At 57.4% G+C, this 18,956-nt stretch carries 20 protein-coding genes; 11 read left to right on the plus strand and 9 right to left on the minus strand.

Annotated elements, in window-relative coordinates:
- Positions 1–19 precede the first annotated feature (19 nt).
- Positions 20–1,759, minus strand: a complete 1,740-nt coding sequence (locus tag AC2FLD_RS15855; RefSeq protein WP_496670650.1) for a heparinase II/III family protein — start codon at positions 1,757–1,759, stop codon at positions 20–22.
- 90 nt (positions 1,760–1,849) lie between these two features.
- The gene (locus AC2FLD_RS15860) at positions 1,850–3,109 is read right to left on the minus strand and encodes an RsmB/NOP family class I SAM-dependent RNA methyltransferase (protein ID WP_496670648.1); all 1,260 of its coding nucleotides are present in this window, start codon (positions 3,107–3,109) and stop codon (positions 1,850–1,852) included.
- A gap of 88 nt (positions 3,110–3,197) precedes the next feature.
- Between AC2FLD_RS15860 and AC2FLD_RS15865 the strand changes: the two genes are divergently transcribed.
- Positions 3,198–3,380, plus strand: coding sequence for a DUF1674 domain-containing protein (locus AC2FLD_RS15865; protein WP_496670645.1), 183 nt, complete (start codon positions 3,198–3,200; stop codon positions 3,378–3,380).
- 4 nt (positions 3,381–3,384) lie between these two features.
- On the opposite strand, the gene AC2FLD_RS15870 is transcribed toward AC2FLD_RS15865, so the two are convergent.
- On the minus strand, positions 3,385–4,239 hold the full coding sequence (locus tag AC2FLD_RS15870; RefSeq protein ID WP_496670642.1) for a LysR family transcriptional regulator: 855 nt from the start codon (positions 4,237–4,239) through the stop codon (positions 3,385–3,387).
- Between the two features lie 98 nt (positions 4,240–4,337).
- Here AC2FLD_RS15870 and tmpA point away from each other — a divergent pair, with 98 nt between their 5' ends.
- The 3 genes from tmpA to AC2FLD_RS15885 are packed head-to-tail and all read left to right on the plus strand — an operon-like array spanning position 4,338 to position 6,726.
- Positions 4,338–5,474, plus strand: a complete 1,137-nt coding sequence (tmpA, locus tag AC2FLD_RS15875; protein ID WP_496670638.1) for a 2-trimethylaminoethylphosphonate dioxygenase — start codon at positions 4,338–4,340, stop codon at positions 5,472–5,474.
- The gene (gene tmpB / locus AC2FLD_RS15880) at positions 5,471–6,061 is read left to right on the plus strand and encodes a (R)-1-hydroxy-2-trimethylaminoethylphosphonate oxygenase (protein WP_496670635.1); all 591 of its coding nucleotides are present in this window, start codon (positions 5,471–5,473) and stop codon (positions 6,059–6,061) included. The genes tmpA and tmpB overlap by 4 nt, the downstream gene beginning before the upstream one ends.
- Positions 6,058–6,726, plus strand: a complete 669-nt coding sequence (locus tag AC2FLD_RS15885) for an ureidoglycolate lyase (protein ID WP_496670632.1) — start codon at positions 6,058–6,060, stop codon at positions 6,724–6,726. The genes tmpB and AC2FLD_RS15885 overlap by 4 nt, the downstream gene beginning before the upstream one ends.
- Here AC2FLD_RS15885 and AC2FLD_RS15890 read toward each other — a convergent pair.
- From AC2FLD_RS15890 to dapB, 3 genes are all read right to left on the minus strand, one after another.
- Positions 6,713–7,390, minus strand: a complete 678-nt coding sequence (locus AC2FLD_RS15890) for a DUF2306 domain-containing protein (protein ID WP_496670629.1) — start codon at positions 7,388–7,390, stop codon at positions 6,713–6,715. The two genes, AC2FLD_RS15885 and AC2FLD_RS15890, sit on opposite strands and share 14 nt — an antisense overlap.
- A 243-nt stretch (positions 7,391–7,633) precedes the next feature.
- Complete coding sequence (locus tag AC2FLD_RS15895; protein ID WP_496670624.1) at positions 7,634–8,098, minus strand: M48 family metalloprotease; 465 nt, start codon at positions 8,096–8,098, stop codon at positions 7,634–7,636.
- 88 nt (positions 8,099–8,186) lie between these two features.
- The gene (gene dapB, locus AC2FLD_RS15900) at positions 8,187–8,996 is read right to left on the minus strand and encodes a 4-hydroxy-tetrahydrodipicolinate reductase (RefSeq protein WP_496670621.1); all 810 of its coding nucleotides are present in this window, start codon (positions 8,994–8,996) and stop codon (positions 8,187–8,189) included.
- Positions 8,997–9,086: 90 nt separating this feature from the next.
- On the opposite strand from dapB, the gene rbfA reads away from it, so the two are divergent.
- The 6 genes from rbfA to rpsO all read left to right on the plus strand — a co-directional run bounded on the left by rbfA (position 9,087) and on the right by rpsO (position 13,216).
- Entirely contained in the window at positions 9,087–9,482 is a 396-nt protein-coding gene (rbfA, locus tag AC2FLD_RS15905; RefSeq protein ID WP_050605078.1) for a 30S ribosome-binding factor RbfA, read from the plus strand.
- A complete protein-coding gene (locus AC2FLD_RS15910; protein ID WP_496670618.1) occupies positions 9,479–10,222 on the plus strand; it encodes a phosphodiester glycosidase family protein in 744 nt (247 codons plus the stop codon). The genes rbfA and AC2FLD_RS15910 overlap by 4 nt, the downstream gene beginning before the upstream one ends.
- A 54-nt stretch (positions 10,223–10,276) precedes the next feature.
- The gene (gene truB, locus AC2FLD_RS15915) at positions 10,277–11,182 is read left to right on the plus strand and encodes a tRNA pseudouridine(55) synthase TruB (protein ID WP_496670615.1); all 906 of its coding nucleotides are present in this window, start codon (positions 10,277–10,279) and stop codon (positions 11,180–11,182) included.
- 21 nt (positions 11,183–11,203) lie between these two features.
- Positions 11,204–11,707: a DUF1643 domain-containing protein gene (locus AC2FLD_RS15920; protein WP_050605081.1), complete on the plus strand. Its 504-nt coding sequence runs from the start codon at positions 11,204–11,206 to the stop codon at positions 11,705–11,707.
- Between the two features lie 94 nt (positions 11,708–11,801).
- The gene (locus AC2FLD_RS15925; RefSeq protein ID WP_496670612.1) at positions 11,802–12,803 is read left to right on the plus strand and encodes a calcium-binding protein; all 1,002 of its coding nucleotides are present in this window, start codon (positions 11,802–11,804) and stop codon (positions 12,801–12,803) included.
- A 143-nt stretch (positions 12,804–12,946) separates the two neighbouring features.
- Positions 12,947–13,216, plus strand: a complete 270-nt coding sequence (gene rpsO, locus AC2FLD_RS15930) for a 30S ribosomal protein S15 (protein ID WP_050605082.1) — start codon at positions 12,947–12,949, stop codon at positions 13,214–13,216.
- Between the two features lie 178 nt (positions 13,217–13,394).
- Here rpsO and AC2FLD_RS15935 read toward each other — a convergent pair whose 3' ends face one another.
- The 3 genes from AC2FLD_RS15935 to AC2FLD_RS15945 form a co-directional block, all read right to left on the minus strand.
- The gene (locus AC2FLD_RS15935; protein ID WP_496670609.1) at positions 13,395–14,489 is read right to left on the minus strand and encodes a Hint domain-containing protein; all 1,095 of its coding nucleotides are present in this window, start codon (positions 14,487–14,489) and stop codon (positions 13,395–13,397) included.
- Between the two features lie 415 nt (positions 14,490–14,904).
- Complete coding sequence (locus AC2FLD_RS15940) at positions 14,905–15,657, minus strand: class I SAM-dependent methyltransferase (RefSeq protein WP_496670607.1); 753 nt, start codon at positions 15,655–15,657, stop codon at positions 14,905–14,907.
- Between the two features lie 337 nt (positions 15,658–15,994).
- Positions 15,995–17,596, minus strand: coding sequence for a BCCT family transporter (locus AC2FLD_RS15945; RefSeq protein WP_496670604.1), 1,602 nt, complete (start codon positions 17,594–17,596; stop codon positions 15,995–15,997).
- 331 nt (positions 17,597–17,927) lie between these two features.
- On the opposite strand from AC2FLD_RS15945, the gene AC2FLD_RS15950 reads away from it, so the two are divergent.
- Positions 17,928–18,539 carry a hypothetical protein gene (locus AC2FLD_RS15950; protein WP_496670600.1) on the plus strand — a complete coding sequence of 204 codons (612 nt, stop codon included), beginning with the start codon at positions 17,928–17,930 and terminating at the stop codon, positions 18,537–18,539.
- Positions 18,540–18,956: the final 417 nt, after the last annotated feature.

Here is an 18,956-nt window from a genome sequence, read left to right on the forward strand (position 1 = left end):
TCCAAAGGTCCTTTTGGCGTCAGTCGAATTCTGGCTCGTCCCGGTGCGTATCGCGCACGGCATAGGCTGTGTCCTGTGCCTTGCTCAGAGTCCACCGGATGCGCGTCGCATACTCCATTGCGCGGCCAGATAGAACGATCTGTTTTGTCGCGCGTGGCTTTAAACGCCCTTTTTCAAGGTAAACGCTTGGCTCGACGGACAATTTTCCGACGCCATCATGGCGGAAAACCCAGATCTCACCGCTTTTGAGCGCCATGGACACCGCCGCCCCGCCCAGATCCAACGCTGCATCCACGTCCGGATGCAGATGAAAGCGGATATCAAACCCGATCCCCTTGAGCCCCGAGGCGTCCAACGCCTTGTCAAACTGGCGCTTTGCCTTGTCGGTCGCAGTCAGCAGAATATCCTCGACCATCAGCTCACGACCATCGAACCGCAATTCAAAGGTCCGCGCATGGGTCAGGCCGAACACTTTGCCATACCCGTCATGCCCGGCCATGAAACGGATACCTTCAAATGCATCTTCGAAATCAACAGGCACGTCCTGCGGCGCATCCACTAACGCCTGACTTTCGCGGCCGGGCATGGGATTGGCCAACCGGGCGCTGGAGAATCCATCCAGGCACAGTGTCGAATGCGACGGCGTTGCCCGCCCGGCGCGGCGCCATTCCAACCCGAAACTGGCCCCAGACCCGCAATTCACAATCAACGGACGCCGCCCCGAAGTCAGCTCGAACGCCAGAGTAGAGGCGTGGGCATTGAACGACGCGGCACCGGTGGGCGGCGCACTGGCATCCACGATTACGGTGGTGCGTGCAGCGGACAGGCGGGCGTAGCCCATCGGTAATTCCGTCGCCGCCTTATGTTTGACGCCACTTTGTGCAAGGGCTTGTTCCAGACGTCCCTCGACACCGCGTCCGCCACCATGGAACCGCGCCAGCGCACCATCTGCATGGCGCAGGCTGCGCAGGGTCGGCGCAATCCGCTTGATCGCATTGACCTGCGCGACAGACGCACCGCGCCCCAGATTATTCAGTGCCGCCGTGGTCCAGCTGAGCAGTGTGAACACTTCCAGCAATTCCTCTGGGTTTCGGGTGGGAATACCGCCCTGCGCGTCCACCTGCCTGTCGCATTCGCCGGCCAGGGCGCGCAAGGCTGGATCAGCCATATGCTCCAACCCTTCCAACGCCAAACCGGCCTGCACCAGCCCGGCCAAAGCTTCGAATCGGGGCAGGCCCGGGGTTGCAGCTTGCCAGCGTTTGGACAGGAACCATGTCTGTTGGGCCAGCGAGCGAAAGAACAGCTTGCTTTGCTTTTCATCTGCACCACGCAGCAGAAAGATCGCGTGGTTGATCCAGCGCATGACCCGCCGACCGGTCAGGTCAGGCACCCAACCGGGGCCTTGCCCGCGACCATGCGCTTCAATCCAGCCCCAGACCCAACGTTGCGCCTTTTCGCGTGCACGCATGTCTCCGACTGCGGCCAGATCGTCCAGCCATGCGAAACCATGGCGTTCATCATCAAAGCCAGCGCTTGGGGCGGTGACATCCCACAGTCCGGTATCTTCCGCCTCGACCAGATACCCGGCGAACAAAAGGTTTCCGGCGACCAGCTGCCGTCCGCGGGCAAACGAGCCCACAGTGCGCGGATCAGGTTGCGCTACAAATCCCGTGACCGCCTTTTGCCGTTGGCTCAGGCGCGCATAGAAACGGTTTTGAAACCGCATCCACCGACTGGTCATGGTGTCCGAGTTCGACATGTCTCGCGTTACTCTGCCCCTTGCGCTCTGCTGGCGCTTGAGACCCAACGATAGACCGCGCCGATCGTCAAGTCATCGAAAAGCGTACACTCAGGCGGATTTGGTCAGACAGGCAATATAGAACCCATCCATGCCACCATTGTCCGACCAGTAATCAGGTCGCAGACGCAGGCCGCCCTCGTCGGTCATCCAGCCGGCTTCGACACCCGGAATGTTCAGTGCGTCGCGATCCACGCTCATATCGGGATACATCTCCAGCGCCTCTTCGACCTGCACCTCACCTTCATCCGGCAACAAGGAACAGGTGCAATAGACCAGGCGTCCACCGGGTTTCAGCAAGCCCCAGGCATGGGCGAGCATCTGGGTCTGAAGTTCAATCAATCCACCGAATTCAGACCCATCCTTGGCAAACGGCAAATCTGGGTGCCGCCGGATCGTACCCGTGGCCGAACACGGCGCATCCAGCAGGATCGCGTCGTACTGGCCTTGATGCTCCAGCGCATCCCCAACAACAACCTCCGCCTTCAATCCGGTCCGTGCAAGGTTTTCGCGCACCCGGTCCATCCGAGAGCCCGACACATCCAGCGCCGTAACATCCGCCCCGGCGGCGGCCATTTGCATCGTTTTACCGCCGGGCGCTGCACAAAGGTCCAGCACCTTCTCGCCCGCCTTGGGCGCCAGAACGCGAACCGGCAAAGCAGCCGCCGCATCCTGCACCCACCAATCCCCGGCTTTGTATCCCGGCAGGGTCGAAACCTGACCGGCATCCTGCAAGCGAATTGAGCCTGTCGGCAACACATTGCCCGAAGGGCCTGCCGCTCCCGGTTTCACGGTCAGGTCAAGCGGTGCCCCGGCGAAATGCGCCTGCTCCATCCCGGCCACGGCATCCGCGCCCCACGCCATGATCAGGGGATCGCGAAGCCATTCTGGCAAACGTGGGACACGCATCTTGGGCCAGGCTTCCGGCCCTTCGGCTGCCACTTTGCGCAGAACTGCATTCACCAGACCCTTGAGACGCCCATGCTTGCGCGAACGGCCGATGATCTCGACCATGGAATTCACCACGCCATGCGCGGCTTCACCGTTGCACAGCTCAACCGCGCCCAATCTCAGCGCGTTATGAACCGTTAGGGCGGGTGTGCGGTTCAAATGGTTGTCCAGCAACCTGTCGGCGCGTTCCAGTCCGCGCAAGGTCTCCAACGCCAACCGTTGAGCACGCGCGCGATCTTCAGGCCCCAGCCGGTCCAATGCGCCCGCTGCGAGACATTCGGGCAACAGGCGGCCTTCCCCAAGGACCTGATCGAGAAGATAGATTGCGCTGCGCCGTGCTGCAGTTGCGCTGTTTTCCATTGTACCGCCTTCATGTGACTTGCGCCCGCATTGCCATTGGCGGACGCGGGCGTATATCAAGACCCAGCACGGAAAGGAAGCCGATGTCATGACCGACGACCGCAAAGATCTGCCCCCCGCCGCCCAACGCGCACTGGCCGAAGCGGAAGAACGCCGACGCAAAGCCGAAGCCGAGGCCAAGGAACTGCCCAAGGAACTGGGCGGACGCGATGGACCGGACCCCGCCCGTTATGGTGATTGGGAAAAGAAGGGGATCTCCATCGATTTCTGAACGATCAGCCGCGCAGCGCCTGCAAGAAATCCTCGATCAATGCGCGCTGTTTCTTGGACTTTGCCCGGTCTTCGGGCCATGTCAGCCAATACCCGTCTTTGGTTTGAAGTTCAGGCTGGTCCAACCTGCGCAATCGCCCCTCTTGAAGATCGGCCGAGGCCAGGGGAACCGACCCCAGCACCACACCAAGCCCACGCCGCGCCGCCGAGATCGAATGCTCCATCGAATCAAAACTGATTTGGGACGGCGGTACATCCTGTTGATCGCATTTCTGGGCCCATTCTCGCCAACCGGGGCGTTCACCACGCAAATCGATCAAAGGTGCGCCCCAATCGACACCCGGGGCCGCCATGGGCACCAGGACCTCGCGCGCAATCAAGGCCGCATCGCGCCCCACCCACATGCCTCGGCCATATCGGATTTGCAGCCACGTGCGTTCTTCATCCAGCGAAGACCGCCGTGCAACCGAGTCCGTCATCACCCGCGCCTTGGGCCGCAACTGGTGGAAAGCAGGCAGAGCAGGCAGGACCAGCGCATGAATGTTCGAAGACAACCCGGCCACCCGCAACTCACGCGGGGACTTCCCGAACAAATCCTCTGTGTTGCGCTCCAACGCTTGCAGGCTGTCTTGCACTAGCGGCAAATAGCTCTCGCCTTCCACCGTCAGCGAAACACCACGTGCCTCACGTACGAACAAAGACCGGCCCAGCCAAGCCTCGAGGTTTCCGATCCGTTGGCTGACAGCGGCCTGTGTCAAACCAAACTCTTTGGCTGCGGCCGAGAACCCACCCAAACGCCCCGCTGCCTCGAACACGCGCAGCCAGTCCAGAGGTGGCAGTCCGATCTTCTTTTTAGCCATAAGATTTTCCAAGCCTCAGCCGAAATAAGGATTAATTGTCGTAATGCCACGAACAGCCTATCTGCTCAACCAAAGCCCGCGCTGAACAGGAGACCCCCATGCTGCGCTCTGCCACCCACGACACCTCGGTCGTCACCGTCGCGTTTGACACCGGAACCCAAGCCCGCTTTCACGCCATCTGGCTGCGCGACAACGCGCTGGACCCCGAAACCCGCGCGCCCGGAAACGGCCAGCGTCTGATCACCATCGGCGATATCCCTGCAAACATCTCGGTCAGTGCAGCCGAGGTTGTTTCGGGCGGTTTGCAGGTCACGTTCCAGCCTGAAGGCAAGACTGTTACCTTCCCGGCCGACTGGCTGGCCGAACACAGTTACGACCGCGATCAAGATGTTGCACTGGGTCGTATCTCACCGGGTATAAAGACATGGGAACGCGGCATCGAAGCACCCAGCGGCGATTGGAACGAGGTCCATGCCAGCCCTGCAGCCAAGCGCAATTGGCTGGCTTCTGTGGCAGAATTCGGCTTCGCCAAGCTGACGGGCGGGCCAACCGAGCCGGAATCGCTGCTGAAAGTTGCGGGCCTGTTCGGCTATGTGCGTGAAACCAACTATGGCCCCTATTTCGAAGTGCGGACCGAGGTGAACCCGACCAACCTCGCTTATACCGGGCTGGGTTTGCAGGCCCATACCGATAATCCCTATCGCGACCCGGTACCTACGCTACAAATCCTCTATTGTCTTGAGAACTCAGCCGAAGGTGGCGACTCGATCGTGGTCGATGGTTTTCGCGCTGCCGAAAAACTGCGCGAACAGAACCCCGAGGGTTTTGCCCTACTGGCAGGCCACCCAGCGCGGTTTGAATATAAAGGTTCAGACGGGGTCTGGCTGCGGTCGCGCCGTCCGATGATCGAGCTGTCTCCGGATGGGGAATTGATCGGCATCCGCTTCAACAACCGTTCGTCCGCGCCTTTCGTGGACGTACCATTCGACAAGATGGAAGCTTATTATGCCGCCTATCGTCAGCTAGGCGAGATCATCGACGACCCGGCCATGGGCGTGTCGTTCAAACTGGAACCGGGTGAAAGCTTTATCGTCGACAACACCCGCGTTCTGCACGCACGGCTGGGCTATTCCGGTGCGGGTTCGCGCTGGTTGCAGGGGTGTTACGCCGACAAGGATGGTCTGCTGTCGACACTGGCTGCGATGCAGATGGCCCAACCGGAGGCAGCGGAATGAAACCCGATTTCTCAACTTTGAACAGGGAAAACATTGTGGCCTTCATCGGCGACATCTTTGATCGTCGCGGTGGCGAAGAATATTTGGGTGAACCCGTCACCATGGCCGAGCACATGCTGCAAGGGGCCACCATCGCCGAGCAGAACGGTCAACCCGAAGAAATCATCGTCGGCGCGTTGCTGCACGACATCGGGCACTTTACGTCCGAGTTCGGCACCTATCACCCGGACGACACCGAAGACCGCCATCACGAGGATGCAGGGGCCGAAGTGCTGGAACAGTTCTTCCCCTCGGTCATCACTGATTGCTGCCGTTACCACGTGGCGGCCAAGAGGTATCTCTGCGCCACTAAGCCCGAATATTTCAACCGCCTGTCTGCCGCCTCGGTCCATACATTGGAACTGCAAGGTGGACCGATGAGCGCCGAGGAAGTAGCAGAATTCGAAGCCAACCCGAACCTGAAAGAGATCATTCAAGTACGCTATTTCGACGAGGCCGGGAAACGCGCGGATATGGAGACCCCCGATTTCGCCCATTTTGCCCCGATGGTGCAGCGCATGGTCGACAGACATCTGGGCACAACATGACTGCGCCCGAGTACATTTTCGAAGCCAGTTCCAAGCCATCCCTGCCGGGGCATGAGGTTCCCCTGATTAGGGCAACGGAAGATACGGTTATGGGTTATGGCTGCCTTGTCGATGACCCTGAATCCTTTGAAATCGAAATAGTGCGCTGGCCCCAGCAAGGCTGGCGCCCCATCGACGAAGGGACAGGTGACGAAGGTGGCTGGGTCGAAGGCACGTTCAAATGCGATTGGCAGGGCGATGTCCTGTATGGCGAAAACGAAGCGGTCAAAGGTCACTACGTTCTTGGCTGGACTGCCGATCCTCAGAACGCGCAGACGGACCGGCAAACCACGCCACGGGATCAGGTGCTTCTGTGGCACATGAACTACCACCCGGATGGAGGGCAGATGTTCTGGCCGCTGGACAACAAGCCGTTCATCGTGCCAGCTGCCCTTCCCGGAGATAACCTGACCCCCGACAAGGTGGTGGCATTCTGGTGTGACGGATCGCGCGGTTTGTATATCCACCCCGGCATCTGGCACGAAGGGATTTTCCCGGTCGAAGACAATCAGCGCTTTCTTGACCGTCAAGGGGCCGTCCATGCCCGGGTCAGCGCGGATATTGGCAAAGAATTCGGCGTGTATCTGGCCTGTCCATTGCGCGAAGACAAGATCAGGGACCTGTAAACAAATTCCCTTGATGCCCTGACCGTCTGCGCACGATCCAAACCTGCACGGCCAGCAAATAGGGCACGTAGAACGCAAAGCTCTGAACCAGATCGAAAGGGCCCGAGAAATCGGGCTCTGACCCAAGACCACCGGTCGCCAGATACCAAAGTGTGTAATGCACCCGATACAACCACGACCCCAGCGCCAGCCAGAACAGCCGTAACCCCCAGCTCCAATGTCTTGCGCGATCCCCGGTCAGGGCCATGCGCGCCACCATCAAAGCCGCAGTGAACAGGCAGAGGCCATACAGAAAGAAGGCAGCAGACATCACTGGGCCGCCGATTGTCCCGCGTAATGGGATATATGTCATGCCCGCCGCCCCGGTCATCAGCGCCAGCGCAACCAAGCTAGTTCCCAACGCGCGGTGAAATCGGTTGTACCTGAGGCGAAGGCCTTTCAGCAGTTGAAGCGGCACAAGCATAAGCAACAATGTGCCAGCCAGGATGTGCAACATCATGGCCGTATTGGCGACAATCTGGCCATCGGCAAACAGGTAGCTTTGCGTGGTTGCTTTGTCCGACAGCCCAACACCAATCATACCAAACCCATGCACAACAAAAGGCAGTAGCGTCAGATAAAACAGCGCCAAAAGAAGGCCCGACACCACTCCAGATTTCAACATACCCATAGCAGAACTTTAGCTTTGAAAGACGATCCGTCTACGAGGATAAAAGTCAGAACTCGAATCTTGACATGCAAACACGGCAATTGCTGTTTTAGCCCCCATTCAAAAAGGCGGTGAGGCGTCATTGAACCGTGCGACCGGCAGTCACTCGTGATCAATCGAATGCGAGCTCGGTGATGGCCGTGTCCTGATAATGTGTTCCGGGATAAACTTCAGTGATCTCAAAGTTGACCCACGATGCTAGACCATAGTCGGCAAGCGCAGATGTGCCCTGCCAGCCGGCGGCTGTGCAGCCAGAGTTGCTGTGGCAGGTGACTGTCCTTTTCGACGCAACCAGCCACGCTCAACAGCCGCGAGGCGTTGATGTTGCGGTGGGTGCGTCACTGACCCCTCTGCTGGCAGCGTGGCCCAAAGAGACTGCGCCTCTTCCAGGTTCGCTCCGAGTGCTGCCAGGATGAAGCCTGCGTATTCGTCTGCTTCCAATTCGGTCGGCGGACGTGATCCTGTACCGGTAATGGTATGCCCCTGCAGGTGATGACCGACCTCATGCGCCATGACGCCATATAGCTGCCAGCGCGCATTGGGGTCCGCCTCGTACTGCGCCAGCCATTCGGGGTTGAATGCCAGATAGCGTTCGCCGTCTATGATGACCGCAGCAGCGTTACCAACTTCATCCGTTTCAACTACCTGATAATTCGGCACCATACCTGACCTTCTCTTGTTGAAGTCAGTCTGGGTTTGTTTTTCTGCAATCGTAAAGGGTTATGAATGCGAAACAGGGTTGTAAACTGGCTCACAACCCCAGCACGTCCACCATATCGTATTGTCCGGGTGCCTTGCCCTGCCCCCACAGCGCGGCCTTGAGTGCACCACGGGCAAAGATCGCGCGGTCGCTGGCCAAATGACGCAGGACGATGCGTTCTCCGGGCGCGGCGAACAGCACATCATGTTCACCAACAATGTCGCCGCCGCGAATGGCGTGGAAGCCGATGTCACCGCGCTTGCGCGCGCCGGTGATGCCATCGCGACCCCGATCAGACACATCCGCCAGCTTGACGCCGCGCCCCTCAGCAGCCGCCTCACCCAGCATCAGTGCCGTGCCCGAGGGCGCGTCAACCTTGTGGTGGTGATGGCCTTCGATGATCTCGATGTCGAAATCTTCATCCAACGCCGCAGCAACCTTGTTGGTCAGTTGCACCAGAAGGTTCACGCCAAGACTCATATTCCCGGCCCGCACGATCACTGCATGGCGCGCGGCAGGTTCCAGCGCCGCGATTTGGTCGTCGGACATGCCGGTTGTCCCGATCACGTGGACACAGCGCGCCTGCGCAGCCAGAGCGGCAAATTCCAAAGTCGCTTCGGGCGCGGTAAAATCGATCACCGCTTGCGCCTGTGCGAATGCTTCCAACGGGTCATCGGTCACGATGACGCCCAGTGCCTGCCTGCCCATGGCCGTGCCCACATCCTGACCGATCCAGTCATGCCCTTTGCGCTCGACCACGCCAACCAGACGCGCCTGATCGCTGTCGGTGACAGTCTTGATCAGCATCTGCCCCATACGGCCCGAAGCCCCTGTGATGACGATCCCCGGAATATGGGTCATTGCGCTGGTCCTTTCTCGAATTCGGCTCAAAGCCTCCTACCCCGTTCGCGCCCGCTTGGCAAAGCCCCGCTTTGGGCTTAGATCGGAGATATGGCAAAGAACAAATTCCACGATGGCCCCGGCCCGTCCCAACGACAGCTGCGTGTCGGCGAACTGATCCGCCGCACCCTGTCCGAAGTTCTGGCGCGCGGAGATATCCACGACCCCGACCTGAACCGCATGTCGATCACCGTAGGTGAGGTGCGCACCTCGCCCGATCTGAAGATCGCAACCGCCTTTGTGCTGCCCTTGGGCGGTAAGGGGCAGGAGGACGTGATCGAACTGCTCGCCCGCAACAAGGGTGAGCTGCGGCGCGTGATCGGCAAGAAACTGAACCTAAAATTCTCGCCCGATCTGAGATTCCGTCTTGATGACACGTTTGACCGTCTGGACGACACCCGCCGCATGTTCCAGCAGGACGCGGTGCGCCGCGATCTGGACGAGTGATCCGCACTTTAACGACATTGGGCGCGATCTTGTGCGCCGCACAAGCCTTTGCGGTTACGTGCGAAAATCTGACCCATGAGGATCTGCGTTATACCGTCTGCGAAGTCGACGCGTCCGCCTCAGACCTGCGCTTGTTTCTGAATGGCGAAGACGGCGAAGTGCTGGGGCATTTCTCCTCGGTCAACGAGACACTTGCGCCCGAGGGCAAACGGCTGGCTTTTGCGATGAACGCGGGTATGTATCACGACGACCGCTCGCCCGTTGGTCATTACGTCGAGGACGGGCATGAGCAGATGCGGGTAATCCCGAACCCCGGTCCTGGAAATTTCGGCCTGCTGCCCAATGGAGTGTTCTGCATACGCGACGGGCGCGCCGATGTGTTCGAGACGCTGGATTTCGTGGATCAAGCCCCCACCTGCCGCTTTGCCACCCAATCCGGCCCTATGCTGGTGATCGACGGCGCACTGCACCCTCGCTTTCTGCCCGATTCGACCTCGCGCTATATCCGCAACGGCGTGGGTACCAGCGCCGATGGAACGCGGGCCGTTTTTGCAATCTCTGAGGATTATGTCACCTTCCATGAATTCGGCAGCCTGTTCCGCGATGTGCTGGATACCCCGAACGCGCTGTTTCTGGATGGCAATATCTCGCGGATGTTTGACCGGGCGAGTAACCGCTCGGATCTGGGATTCTCGTTGGGGCCCATCGTCGGCGTAGTCGAGGATATGCCTGCAAATTGACAGGGCGGGTATGATCCGCTAACTCGCGCGCCTCAGCAAAGGGCAAGGTGCAAGATGGGACGTAAACGCAAGGGTCGTGACATTTCCGGTTGGCTGGTGGTGGACAAGCCTGCGGGCATGACTTCGACCGCCGTGGTCAATAAGGTGCGTTGGGCGATGGACGCCAAAAAGGCGGGCCATGCGGGCACATTGGATCCTGAGGCGACTGGCGTTCTGGCCGTGGCCCTGGGCGAGGCGACAAAGACCGTTCCTTACATCACCGATGCGCTGAAAGCCTACACGTTCACTGTGCGGCTGGGTCAGGCCACCAATACCGACGATGCCGAGGGCGAAGTGATCGCACAAGGCGATGCGCGCCCTACGGATGAGGACATCAAAGCAGCGCTAACCCCGTTTCTGGGCGACATCATGCAGGTCCCGCCAAAGTTCTCGGCGGTAAAAGTTAACGGTCAGCGCGCCTACAAGCTGGCCCGCGACGGCGAAGATGTGGAACTAACCGCCCGGCCCCTTTGGGTCGAGGAACTGGTCCTTGTCGACCGCCCCGATGAAGATCACGTGGTGTTGGAAATGACTTGCGGCAAGGGTGGCTATGTGCGCTCGATTGCGCGCGATCTGGGTGAGGCATTGGGATGTCACGGCCACGTCAAGGAACTGCGCCGCGTCTGGTCCGGCCCTTTCGAGGCCGAAGATGGCATGACCATCGAACAGATCGACGAGATGGCCAAGACCACCGCGCTGGACGCGTATCTGCACCCTCTGGAAACCGGCTTGTCGGACCTGCCCGAGCTGAAGTGCACTGCCGAGGGCGCCACCCGTTTGCGCAACGGCAATCCGGGTATGGTATTGGCGTCAGACGTCGAATACGGCGATGAAGCCTGGGCCTCGCTGGATGGCAAGGCGGTGGCAGTGGGCATCTACAAATCGGGCGAGTTGCACCCCAGCCGGGTGTTCGTCGCCTGAACCACGTGTTAGGCGGGTGGCATGATCACCCGAACGCATACCAAGGGCGACGCGCCCTCGACCGCCATCTATTCCGATTGCGAAAAGTACCGCTATAGCCTGACCCGCGTCTGGGATGCGGCGGGGCGGAAGGCATTGTTTGTGATGCTGAACCCCTCGACCGCGACCGAGGTGCAGAACGACCCTACGGTGGAACGCTGCGAACGGCGTGCGCGGGCGTTGGGTTTTGGCGCGTTTCAGGTTACCAACATCTTTGCCTGGCGCGACACCGACCCGCGCAAGATGCGTGCCGCTGCCGACCCAGTCGGGCCTGCGAATGACGCAGCCATTCTGGACGGTGTGAATTGGGCCGATCAGGTCATCGCCGCCTGGGGCACCCATGGTGCGCATCTGGACCGTGGCCCGGCAGTTGAACAGCTGTTGCGCAATACGGGTCAACCACTGTTCCATCTGGGTCTGACCAAAGACGGCCACCCCAAGCATCCCCTTTACATCGCCTACACCCAGAAGCCTGAGCGATGGTGACAAAGTATTAACCATTTCAACAACTTGCCTTTGACGTCGCTGCCCGCAGCATGAAACATTCACCCTCGGAGCATTCTGCTATTGGAGGGGTGTCATGTTTCTGGCCGGATTGATCGGACTGGCCGCCATTGGCGGTGCAGCGTACGCGATGAGCGACATGCTGATCGAAGACGAGGACGTGTCAGATGACATCCCCGAAGATGACGCAGAAACCGGAGAATTTCTGGATATCGGCGAAAATGTCGAAGACCCCGTCGAAACCGAGGTCACACCCCTGTCCACTGGTATCGTGATTTCGGAATTCGAAGGCGATCTGGTGATTGCAGGAGATGACGATCCCGATGTCATTACCGGAGAGGACGGCGTGGATCAGATCAACGGCTATGGCGGTGACGATACGATCCAAGGCGGAAAAGGGGATGACGTTCTGCATGGTGGCGACGGGATGGATACCATCTATGGCGGACAGGACGACGATGTCCTGCATGGCGAAGCGGATGACGACCTGCTGTTTGGCGACACGGGCGATGACGCTCTGTTCGGGCATTTTGGCGACGACACTCTGGACGGGGGCGATGGCGAAGATGAGCTTTATGGCGGTCAGGGGGACGATACACTGGCAGGCGGGGCCGATGACGACGCATTGCAGGGCGGCTTTGGGGATGACGTCCTGTCAGGCGGCGCAGGCGAAGATGCGATCTTTGGCGGCGACGGGGACGACTTTGTGTTCGGCATCGAAGAGGGCGTTGCCGAAAAGGATTTCCTGAACGGCGGGGATGGGGATGATACCATTGTAGCGGGCTCAGGGGATGTGGTGACCGGCGGTCAGGGCGCAGATGACATCGTATTGAGCCCGGGTGACGAAGAAGTCACCGTCATGGGCTTCCAGCCCGGTGAGGACAAGCTGCTCGTTACCTGGGAGGATGAGACCACCCCCGAGATTGAAGTGGAACCCGACACCGACAACGCCAATCTGACACGCGTGATCATCAACGGTCAGGACGTAGCGCAGGTATACGGAGCCGAGGGGATGACCATCGCCGATATTCAACTGATTACAGAAGCGCAACTTGCGCAATACGGCCACATGGTCTGAAGCCGTAGATTCCCTTTGCCATTTGACAAAAATGCGCCTATACGCGCCCATCCGCATCGGAATCGGTGCGGTTTTCTCCATGGGCCTGTGCTGGACGACATCCCGGCCTGCGCCATCAACTCTAACCCATAAAGGAGACCCCGATGTCGATTACTGCCGCTGATAAAGCACGCGTCATGAAAGAATTCGCAACCAAGGACGGCGACACCGGTTCGCCTGAAGTCCAGGTTGCAATCCTGACCTCGCGCATCAACACCCTGACCGAGCACTTCAAGACCCACAAAAAAGACAACCACGGTCGTCGCGGTCTGCTGAAAATGGTTGCTCAGCGCCGTAAGCTGCTGGACTACCTGAAGGGCAAAGAAGAAGCGCGTTACCAGGACCTGATCAAAAAGCTGGGCATCCGCCGCTAAGCGCTTTTGCGATTTTTACGGGTCCTCAGACCCGGATAATCTGACTTGAACGCCCGCCATTTTGGCGGGTGTTTTCCTTTTTAAGGGGATTTGAATCCTGGCGTTGCATTCCCGCATTTCTTGCGGGTCAAACTGCATGACAGCGCAAAACCAACATCGGCTATGCCGGCCAATCAAATCAGACCGTGGCGACAAACGGCCGGTTGTTCTTTTCGAGGCGGGCAATAAAACTTCTCTGTTGCCGCCCCTTTGGTGTAAACCTTGCAAGCTTTTCCTGAGCACCACGTTCAGCCAACTCGGGAAACAGCTGGAAGATTTCTTCCAAGGCTTCCGGAGGCAATGTTTTCATCGCTTCTGGTCCAGTATGCATGCTCTCTGTAGGTGTCCCTTCCGCGTAGATGATTTCGTGGCCATCGAACAGAAGATGATAATACGTTATTGGCTGAACCGGATCTTCGACTTCGACGCCTGGAAGCTCAGTAAGCTTATGGGCCGGAACCAGGATTTCTAAAGCTCCGAACATGCGTCTCGCAATTTCGGACACGGCGAGCATTCTGTGTTGGCGGGACACAACCAGATCCCGGCATGGCAGACCAGAAGACAATGCACCTGCCTTAATGCGCACAGGGCGCAGCTTTTCGTTTTTGCGAAGCCGATCTGTCGAGACTTCTTTCCTGCCGATCCAACGCAGCGGTTGATATCCGTTGTCGCGGGTTAATACCCTATCGCCGGGGACAAGATCCTCGACTGATTTCGGGCCATCGTCAGTCTCGATCTGCGTACCATTGGTGAAGCACACGACATCGCCAATGTCGCCGGTCGTCAAAAACAACCAGCCATGCTGCTGATCCGGGTCAAAATTGGTGAGCGTGATCTGATCAAGTGGACCTGGAACTGTCACGGTTTCCGTCACGTTCGTGCCAAAGGGCGCTTCGTACACAGCGGTTGTTCCACTGGTTCCAAAATTCAGATTTGTTACAACAGGCGACCCGTCAAGCGTTGACTGAACTGTGATTTGGTCGTTGAAACCGCCGCCAAACCCGTTCGAGTTCACATCACCAACCGTGAAAGTGAAATTCTTGACCGGTTTCGAGAAGGTCAGGGTGAACGAATCCGGATTGGTATCCACCGCGTCGTCGGATTGTACGTCGCCGGAACCATTGACGAAGAAGTCGCTTGTGAAGGTTGCAGTTACGACAACAACATCACCATCGGCATCAACGACAGTCTGCGAACCATTTTGCAGCAACGTGGTAAAATTAATCGCAACCAATATTCAATCCTAACACTCTTGACCCGTGGTGTTCAAAACCAAACAAACCATTGAGTTCATTTCGTCTTACGTCGTTATTAAGTTGGGAACTTCCCCGTTACAATAGCGTCCTATCGCTTGGTCCCCCATCGCCCGGCCACAACAATAGCGTCAGCCCGACGCGGCTTTGTTCGTATTGGCGAACGCGTAAGTCCAGTCAAAATACCGTGAAAACCACCCCGACTTATGCACACTCCACAGAAATCAAAAAACGACAACACAGAACCTCAATTGCTACGCGGCATGGTACGATCTGCTTCAGCAGGGCATGCGCATTTAACCTGAACTGGGATCAAGATTTCATACCCCTCAGAACGTGCCACAACGGTTGGAAAACCATTGAACGCCAAGGAAGCTCTATCGAGACGCACCGCTGTTAGCTATCAGCGTGTTTTTCCCAACGCGTGGCATAGTCACTTTGCGACACGCTGGCGGGTTTCCCTGTATCAGCAAACGGTTTTCGGACCACATAATCCAAAAGCACCGGCAATCCGGGATTAAACGATCCAAGCGGGCGCGGACGTTTCTTTGTCTTGTTGGGGTCCGTCATTTTCACCACATTACGCGCGGCATATGGCCTTAACGGTTGCCACACACATTTCAGAGCCTCGTAGTTCATCGCATTGACCCAGAAGCCATACACGATCTCTGGGCAAATCTGATAAAAGCCGTGATTGATCCAATTGTTCGAAGGAGAGTGTGCAATAAACACCCCACCGGGCTTAAGCATCGTGTCAATGTTCCGGTAGGCGGTCGGCAAGTCGAAAACGTGCTCGCAGGTGCCACCATCATAAATGACGTCGAATCTACCAACCAGAGTGTCAGGCAAATCCCCGGCGAGATCCTGAACAATGCTCGCACCTTCGAAGTCCGAATAATCCAAAGAGTCCACTTCAGAGAACCCCAGTTTCCGAAAGAAGGTTTCCGAGTAACCATCCTCCGAGTTGCAAAGATCGGCTTCGGTCACGCCGGGCAAGTGTTTCTGCAAGGTTTCCCTGAACAAGTCTGCGGATGCCGAACGGCGCGCGCCCACCCAGTCCTGCCGCCCAAGCATCAGGAAGTTGCCTGACAGGTCATTGGATTTGACATCTTCAATCAGGCGCGCAGCCAGAACATCAACAATTGACACTTGTTCCTCCCAAAGTGGTTCAAAGCAGTTTATTTTGCAGTGAAAGTCCTATTCAGAGGATTCAACGTCAACGCAATAGCTCAGCCCGAGAATACTTGAAAATGCGGGCAAGGTTCTCTGCCTAAGGCAAAGTTGGATACTTCCCTGTTTCAACGGTATCATAAAGCTTGGGTTTCCAACGCTTGGCCACAAACACAGCGCCGCCTAACGCAGCTTTTTTCATACTGGTGAGCGTATATATAGCCGTGAAAGTCACCGTTCCTTATGCGCACTCGACAGAACCCAAAAAAACGCCCACCGTTCGGTGGGCGTTTGGGTCGTTGAAACACACCCAATTCTACATTTTCGCTTTCTCTGACTTCAATGCCAGCCACAAGCAGTAGCACATCATCAGGACCACCAGTGTAAACGGTATCCCTGTTGAAACCGCTGCACCTTGCAGAGCGGACAGACCACCCCCAAGCAGCAGGGCGATGGCCACCAAACCTTCGAGCGTGCACCAGAATACGCGCTGTACAACCGGAGCGTCCATCTTACCGCCTGCCGTGATCGTGTCGATCACCAGCGAACCCGAGTCGGACGATGTAACAAAGAAGATCACGATCAGAACCAGTGCGATCGGGGCCACGATGCCGTAAAGCGGCAGCTCTTTCAGGAAACCAAACAGCGCGCCCTCGGGGGCATAGCTGTCGATCACTGTGGCGCGGACACCTTCCGCTCCGCCTACATTCAGCATGTCGATGGCGGCACCGCCGAAGGTCGACATCCACAGTGCGCAGACAGCCGTTGGCGCCAACAATGCGCAGAGGATGAACTCACGCACCGTGCGGCCCTTGGAAATGCGGGCGATGAACATGCCCACAAACGGCGACCATGCGATCCACCAGGCCCAGTAGAAGGTCGTCCAGCCGTGGAAATAGCTCGTGTCTTCCCGCCCGAATGGGTTGGACAAGGCCGGAAGATGCGTCACGTAATCCACCATCACGTTGAAGTACCGCGCGATGGCTGTGCCGACGCCGGTAACGACGATCACAAAGATGAACAGGCCCACGGCCATGATCATGTTGATCTCGCTTAGCCGTTTGACGCCCGCATCCATTCCCATCAGGACCGAGCCAAGCGCGATCAGTGTGATGCCGATGATTAGCAGGACTGTCACGGTCGGGCTGGGTTCGATGCCAAACACTTCGTTTAACCCCGCCGCAACTTGCTGCGCCCCAAGACCCAGAGAGGTCGTCAGGCCAAACAACGTCGCAAACACCGCAAGCGTGTCGATGGCGTGGCCCCACCAGCCCCAGACCCGCTCTCCAAGGATCGGATAAAAGGCCGAGCGCAGGGTCAGTGGCAGGTTCAGGTTATAGGCGAAAATCGCAAGGCTCAGGCCCACAGCGGCATAGACCGCCCATCCTTCCAGGCCCCAGTGATGGATTGTGCCGACGACGCCGATGTATTCATTGCCCGGAACTGCAATATCAATACCCAAGGGCCGCGCATTCCCGTCTTCGGCAAAGTTGTAATAGACCGGCTCCATCACGCCAAAGAACAGCAGACCGATACCAATACCGGCGGCGAACATCATCGCGATCCATCCGGCATAGGAATAGTCAGGCTTGGCATCCTTGCCACCGATCCGAACACTGCCCACCGGCAGAATAATCAGAACCAGGCAAAACAGCGTGATTGCATCAACCGAAAGAACCAGAAACCAGTCAAACGTACTGGTTAGCCAGGGCCGGAGCCAGCCAAAGAACGTGGCCGTCGCCTCTTGGTTGGCCAATGCGATCAGAACGAAAGCAAAGATCAAAATACTTGAGATCAGAAAAACCGGGTTGTGAATATCCAGACCAAATGGCCGGACGTTGTCCTGCCCCAGTTCATATTCTGTTTCGAAGTCGTAAATCCGAGGGTCCGGATCCAGCATCTTCTTTGTTTGTGCCATTCGATTGCCCTTCTGTTCGCTATTTGCAAACGCCAAGGTATTCGGTCGGCGGACGGTTATGAGATAGTTACCCCCTTGGCGCTTTTCCGTCATTTCGACCGCGGGCTTGTTCGTAAGAGCTTATACAACCTTGCTATTTCTTCAATTGCATTCAACTTTAGCTATGTGATTGATCTGTCCTGATTCCAGATCGCACAACCCTCCAGAATACTCCTTGCACATCTCTCTCCAATAAGTAGAGCTTACTGAAACACTCTTTTCGAAAAGTTCACGTTTCAAACGTCAAGTCACTGTACCTGACCATTGCATACATAGTTTTCGAACCCATTTTATGTTCGCCATCCTAAGAGCTGTCCCCGTATCATTCGGCGTTTTTTTGCGGATGATCGTTCCGGTAATCGTTACCTATTTCCTTTCATCGATTGTCTGGTCGCTTTTGGACACCATTACAGCCGATTATGCAGATACCCTGAGCGAACCGGTCAACTCTGCCATAATTACCCTGTTTGGTATACGGGCCGCCCTTGCAATCAAAGGGGACACGCGTCGCACTGACCTAAAGATACTCATTCTGAATGCTTTAAAATACGGAGTGTTTTCCCTGATCGTGTTGGGCGCTCTGAGTATAGTGGTGAGTGTTGCCTCGGCGGTTTTTTCCCTCTGGAAGCTTGATCTGCCAATCTCATTGACAGCGGTAAAAGATGCTGCGGACTCAGTTCAGACTTCGTTTGTTCTGCTTACCTTCGGCAGCACAGCCATTGTTTTGTACATCATCTATGCGGCCGTCAGTGCCGCGATGGCCGTCCCTATGGCCAGCGCCGCACAAGAAGCGGGTTTCGGCGCACCGAGCCGTGGATTTTTTACGGCTTTGGCCGCAGTTTCATCCCGTTGTTCTGCGTTTTTTTCTTCTCGATCTTGCTTCAGTTTTATTTCGGACTTTTGACAGCGCTTTTTGCGCTTCTGCCTATCTTCATTTCCGTTATCTCGATCATCCTGACTCAGTCTCTGCCGGATTTCGATTTAGACCTTGTACTGAAGGGAACAGCGGCAAGTGCGGCTCTGCTTTGGCTGAACTCTTGGATCTGGTCGGTTTGCGCTCTGGCGTTTCTGAAACACCGCGGCGATGCAACTTTGCGGGCGACCAGTCCGCAACCGGGTCCTGAAACAGCAACGGACATCCGCTCACTACGGAAGTCCCGCGAGCGATCTTTCTGAGTGGGGAAACCATCCCAGCGTTAAGCTAGACCTCTTTCCTTTCAACGCATTCTCATGTATGCGCGCGGTATCTGAGACGTTGTGCCCTGACCCTGGCACTCGAATGGAAGATAAAGTGGGGTCGGCGGCAATGGGGCCGCCATTC

The sequence above is a fragment of the Ruegeria sp. CDSA021 genome (assembly GCF_059612325.1).

Excerpts from the sequence above, each read along its gene's own strand:
- AC2FLD_RS15855 (WP_496670650.1), bottom strand. The coding sequence starts at position 1,759 with ATGTCGAACTCGGACACCATGACCAGTCGGTGGATGCGGTTTCAAAAC.
- AC2FLD_RS15860 (WP_496670648.1), bottom strand. The coding sequence starts at position 3,109 with ATGGAAAACAGCGCAACTGCAGCACGGCGCAGCGCAATCTATCTTCTC.
- AC2FLD_RS15865 (WP_496670645.1), top strand. The coding sequence starts at position 3,198 with ATGACCGACGACCGCAAAGATCTGCCCCCCGCCGCCCAACGCGCACTG.
- AC2FLD_RS15870 (WP_496670642.1), bottom strand. The coding sequence starts at position 4,239 with ATGGCTAAAAAGAAGATCGGACTGCCACCTCTGGACTGGCTGCGCGTG.
- tmpA (WP_496670638.1), top strand. The coding sequence starts at position 4,338 with ATGCTGCGCTCTGCCACCCACGACACCTCGGTCGTCACCGTCGCGTTT.
- tmpB (WP_496670635.1), top strand. The coding sequence starts at position 5,471 with ATGAAACCCGATTTCTCAACTTTGAACAGGGAAAACATTGTGGCCTTC.
- AC2FLD_RS15885 (WP_496670632.1), top strand. The coding sequence starts at position 6,058 with ATGACTGCGCCCGAGTACATTTTCGAAGCCAGTTCCAAGCCATCCCTG.
- AC2FLD_RS15890 (WP_496670629.1), bottom strand. The coding sequence starts at position 7,390 with ATGTTGAAATCTGGAGTGGTGTCGGGCCTTCTTTTGGCGCTGTTTTAT.
- AC2FLD_RS15895 (WP_496670624.1), bottom strand. The coding sequence starts at position 8,098 with ATGGTGCCGAATTATCAGGTAGTTGAAACGGATGAAGTTGGTAACGCT.
- dapB (WP_496670621.1), bottom strand. The coding sequence starts at position 8,996 with ATGACCCATATTCCGGGGATCGTCATCACAGGGGCTTCGGGCCGTATG.
- rbfA (WP_050605078.1), top strand. The coding sequence starts at position 9,087 with ATGGCAAAGAACAAATTCCACGATGGCCCCGGCCCGTCCCAACGACAG.
- truB (WP_496670615.1), top strand. The coding sequence starts at position 10,277 with ATGGGACGTAAACGCAAGGGTCGTGACATTTCCGGTTGGCTGGTGGTG.
- AC2FLD_RS15920 (WP_050605081.1), top strand. The coding sequence starts at position 11,204 with ATGATCACCCGAACGCATACCAAGGGCGACGCGCCCTCGACCGCCATC.
- AC2FLD_RS15925 (WP_496670612.1), top strand. The coding sequence starts at position 11,802 with ATGTTTCTGGCCGGATTGATCGGACTGGCCGCCATTGGCGGTGCAGCG.
- rpsO (WP_050605082.1), top strand. The coding sequence starts at position 12,947 with ATGTCGATTACTGCCGCTGATAAAGCACGCGTCATGAAAGAATTCGCA.
- AC2FLD_RS15945 (WP_496670604.1), bottom strand. The coding sequence starts at position 17,596 with ATGGCACAAACAAAGAAGATGCTGGATCCGGACCCTCGGATTTACGAC.
- AC2FLD_RS15950 (WP_496670600.1), top strand. The coding sequence starts at position 17,928 with ATGTTCGCCATCCTAAGAGCTGTCCCCGTATCATTCGGCGTTTTTTTG.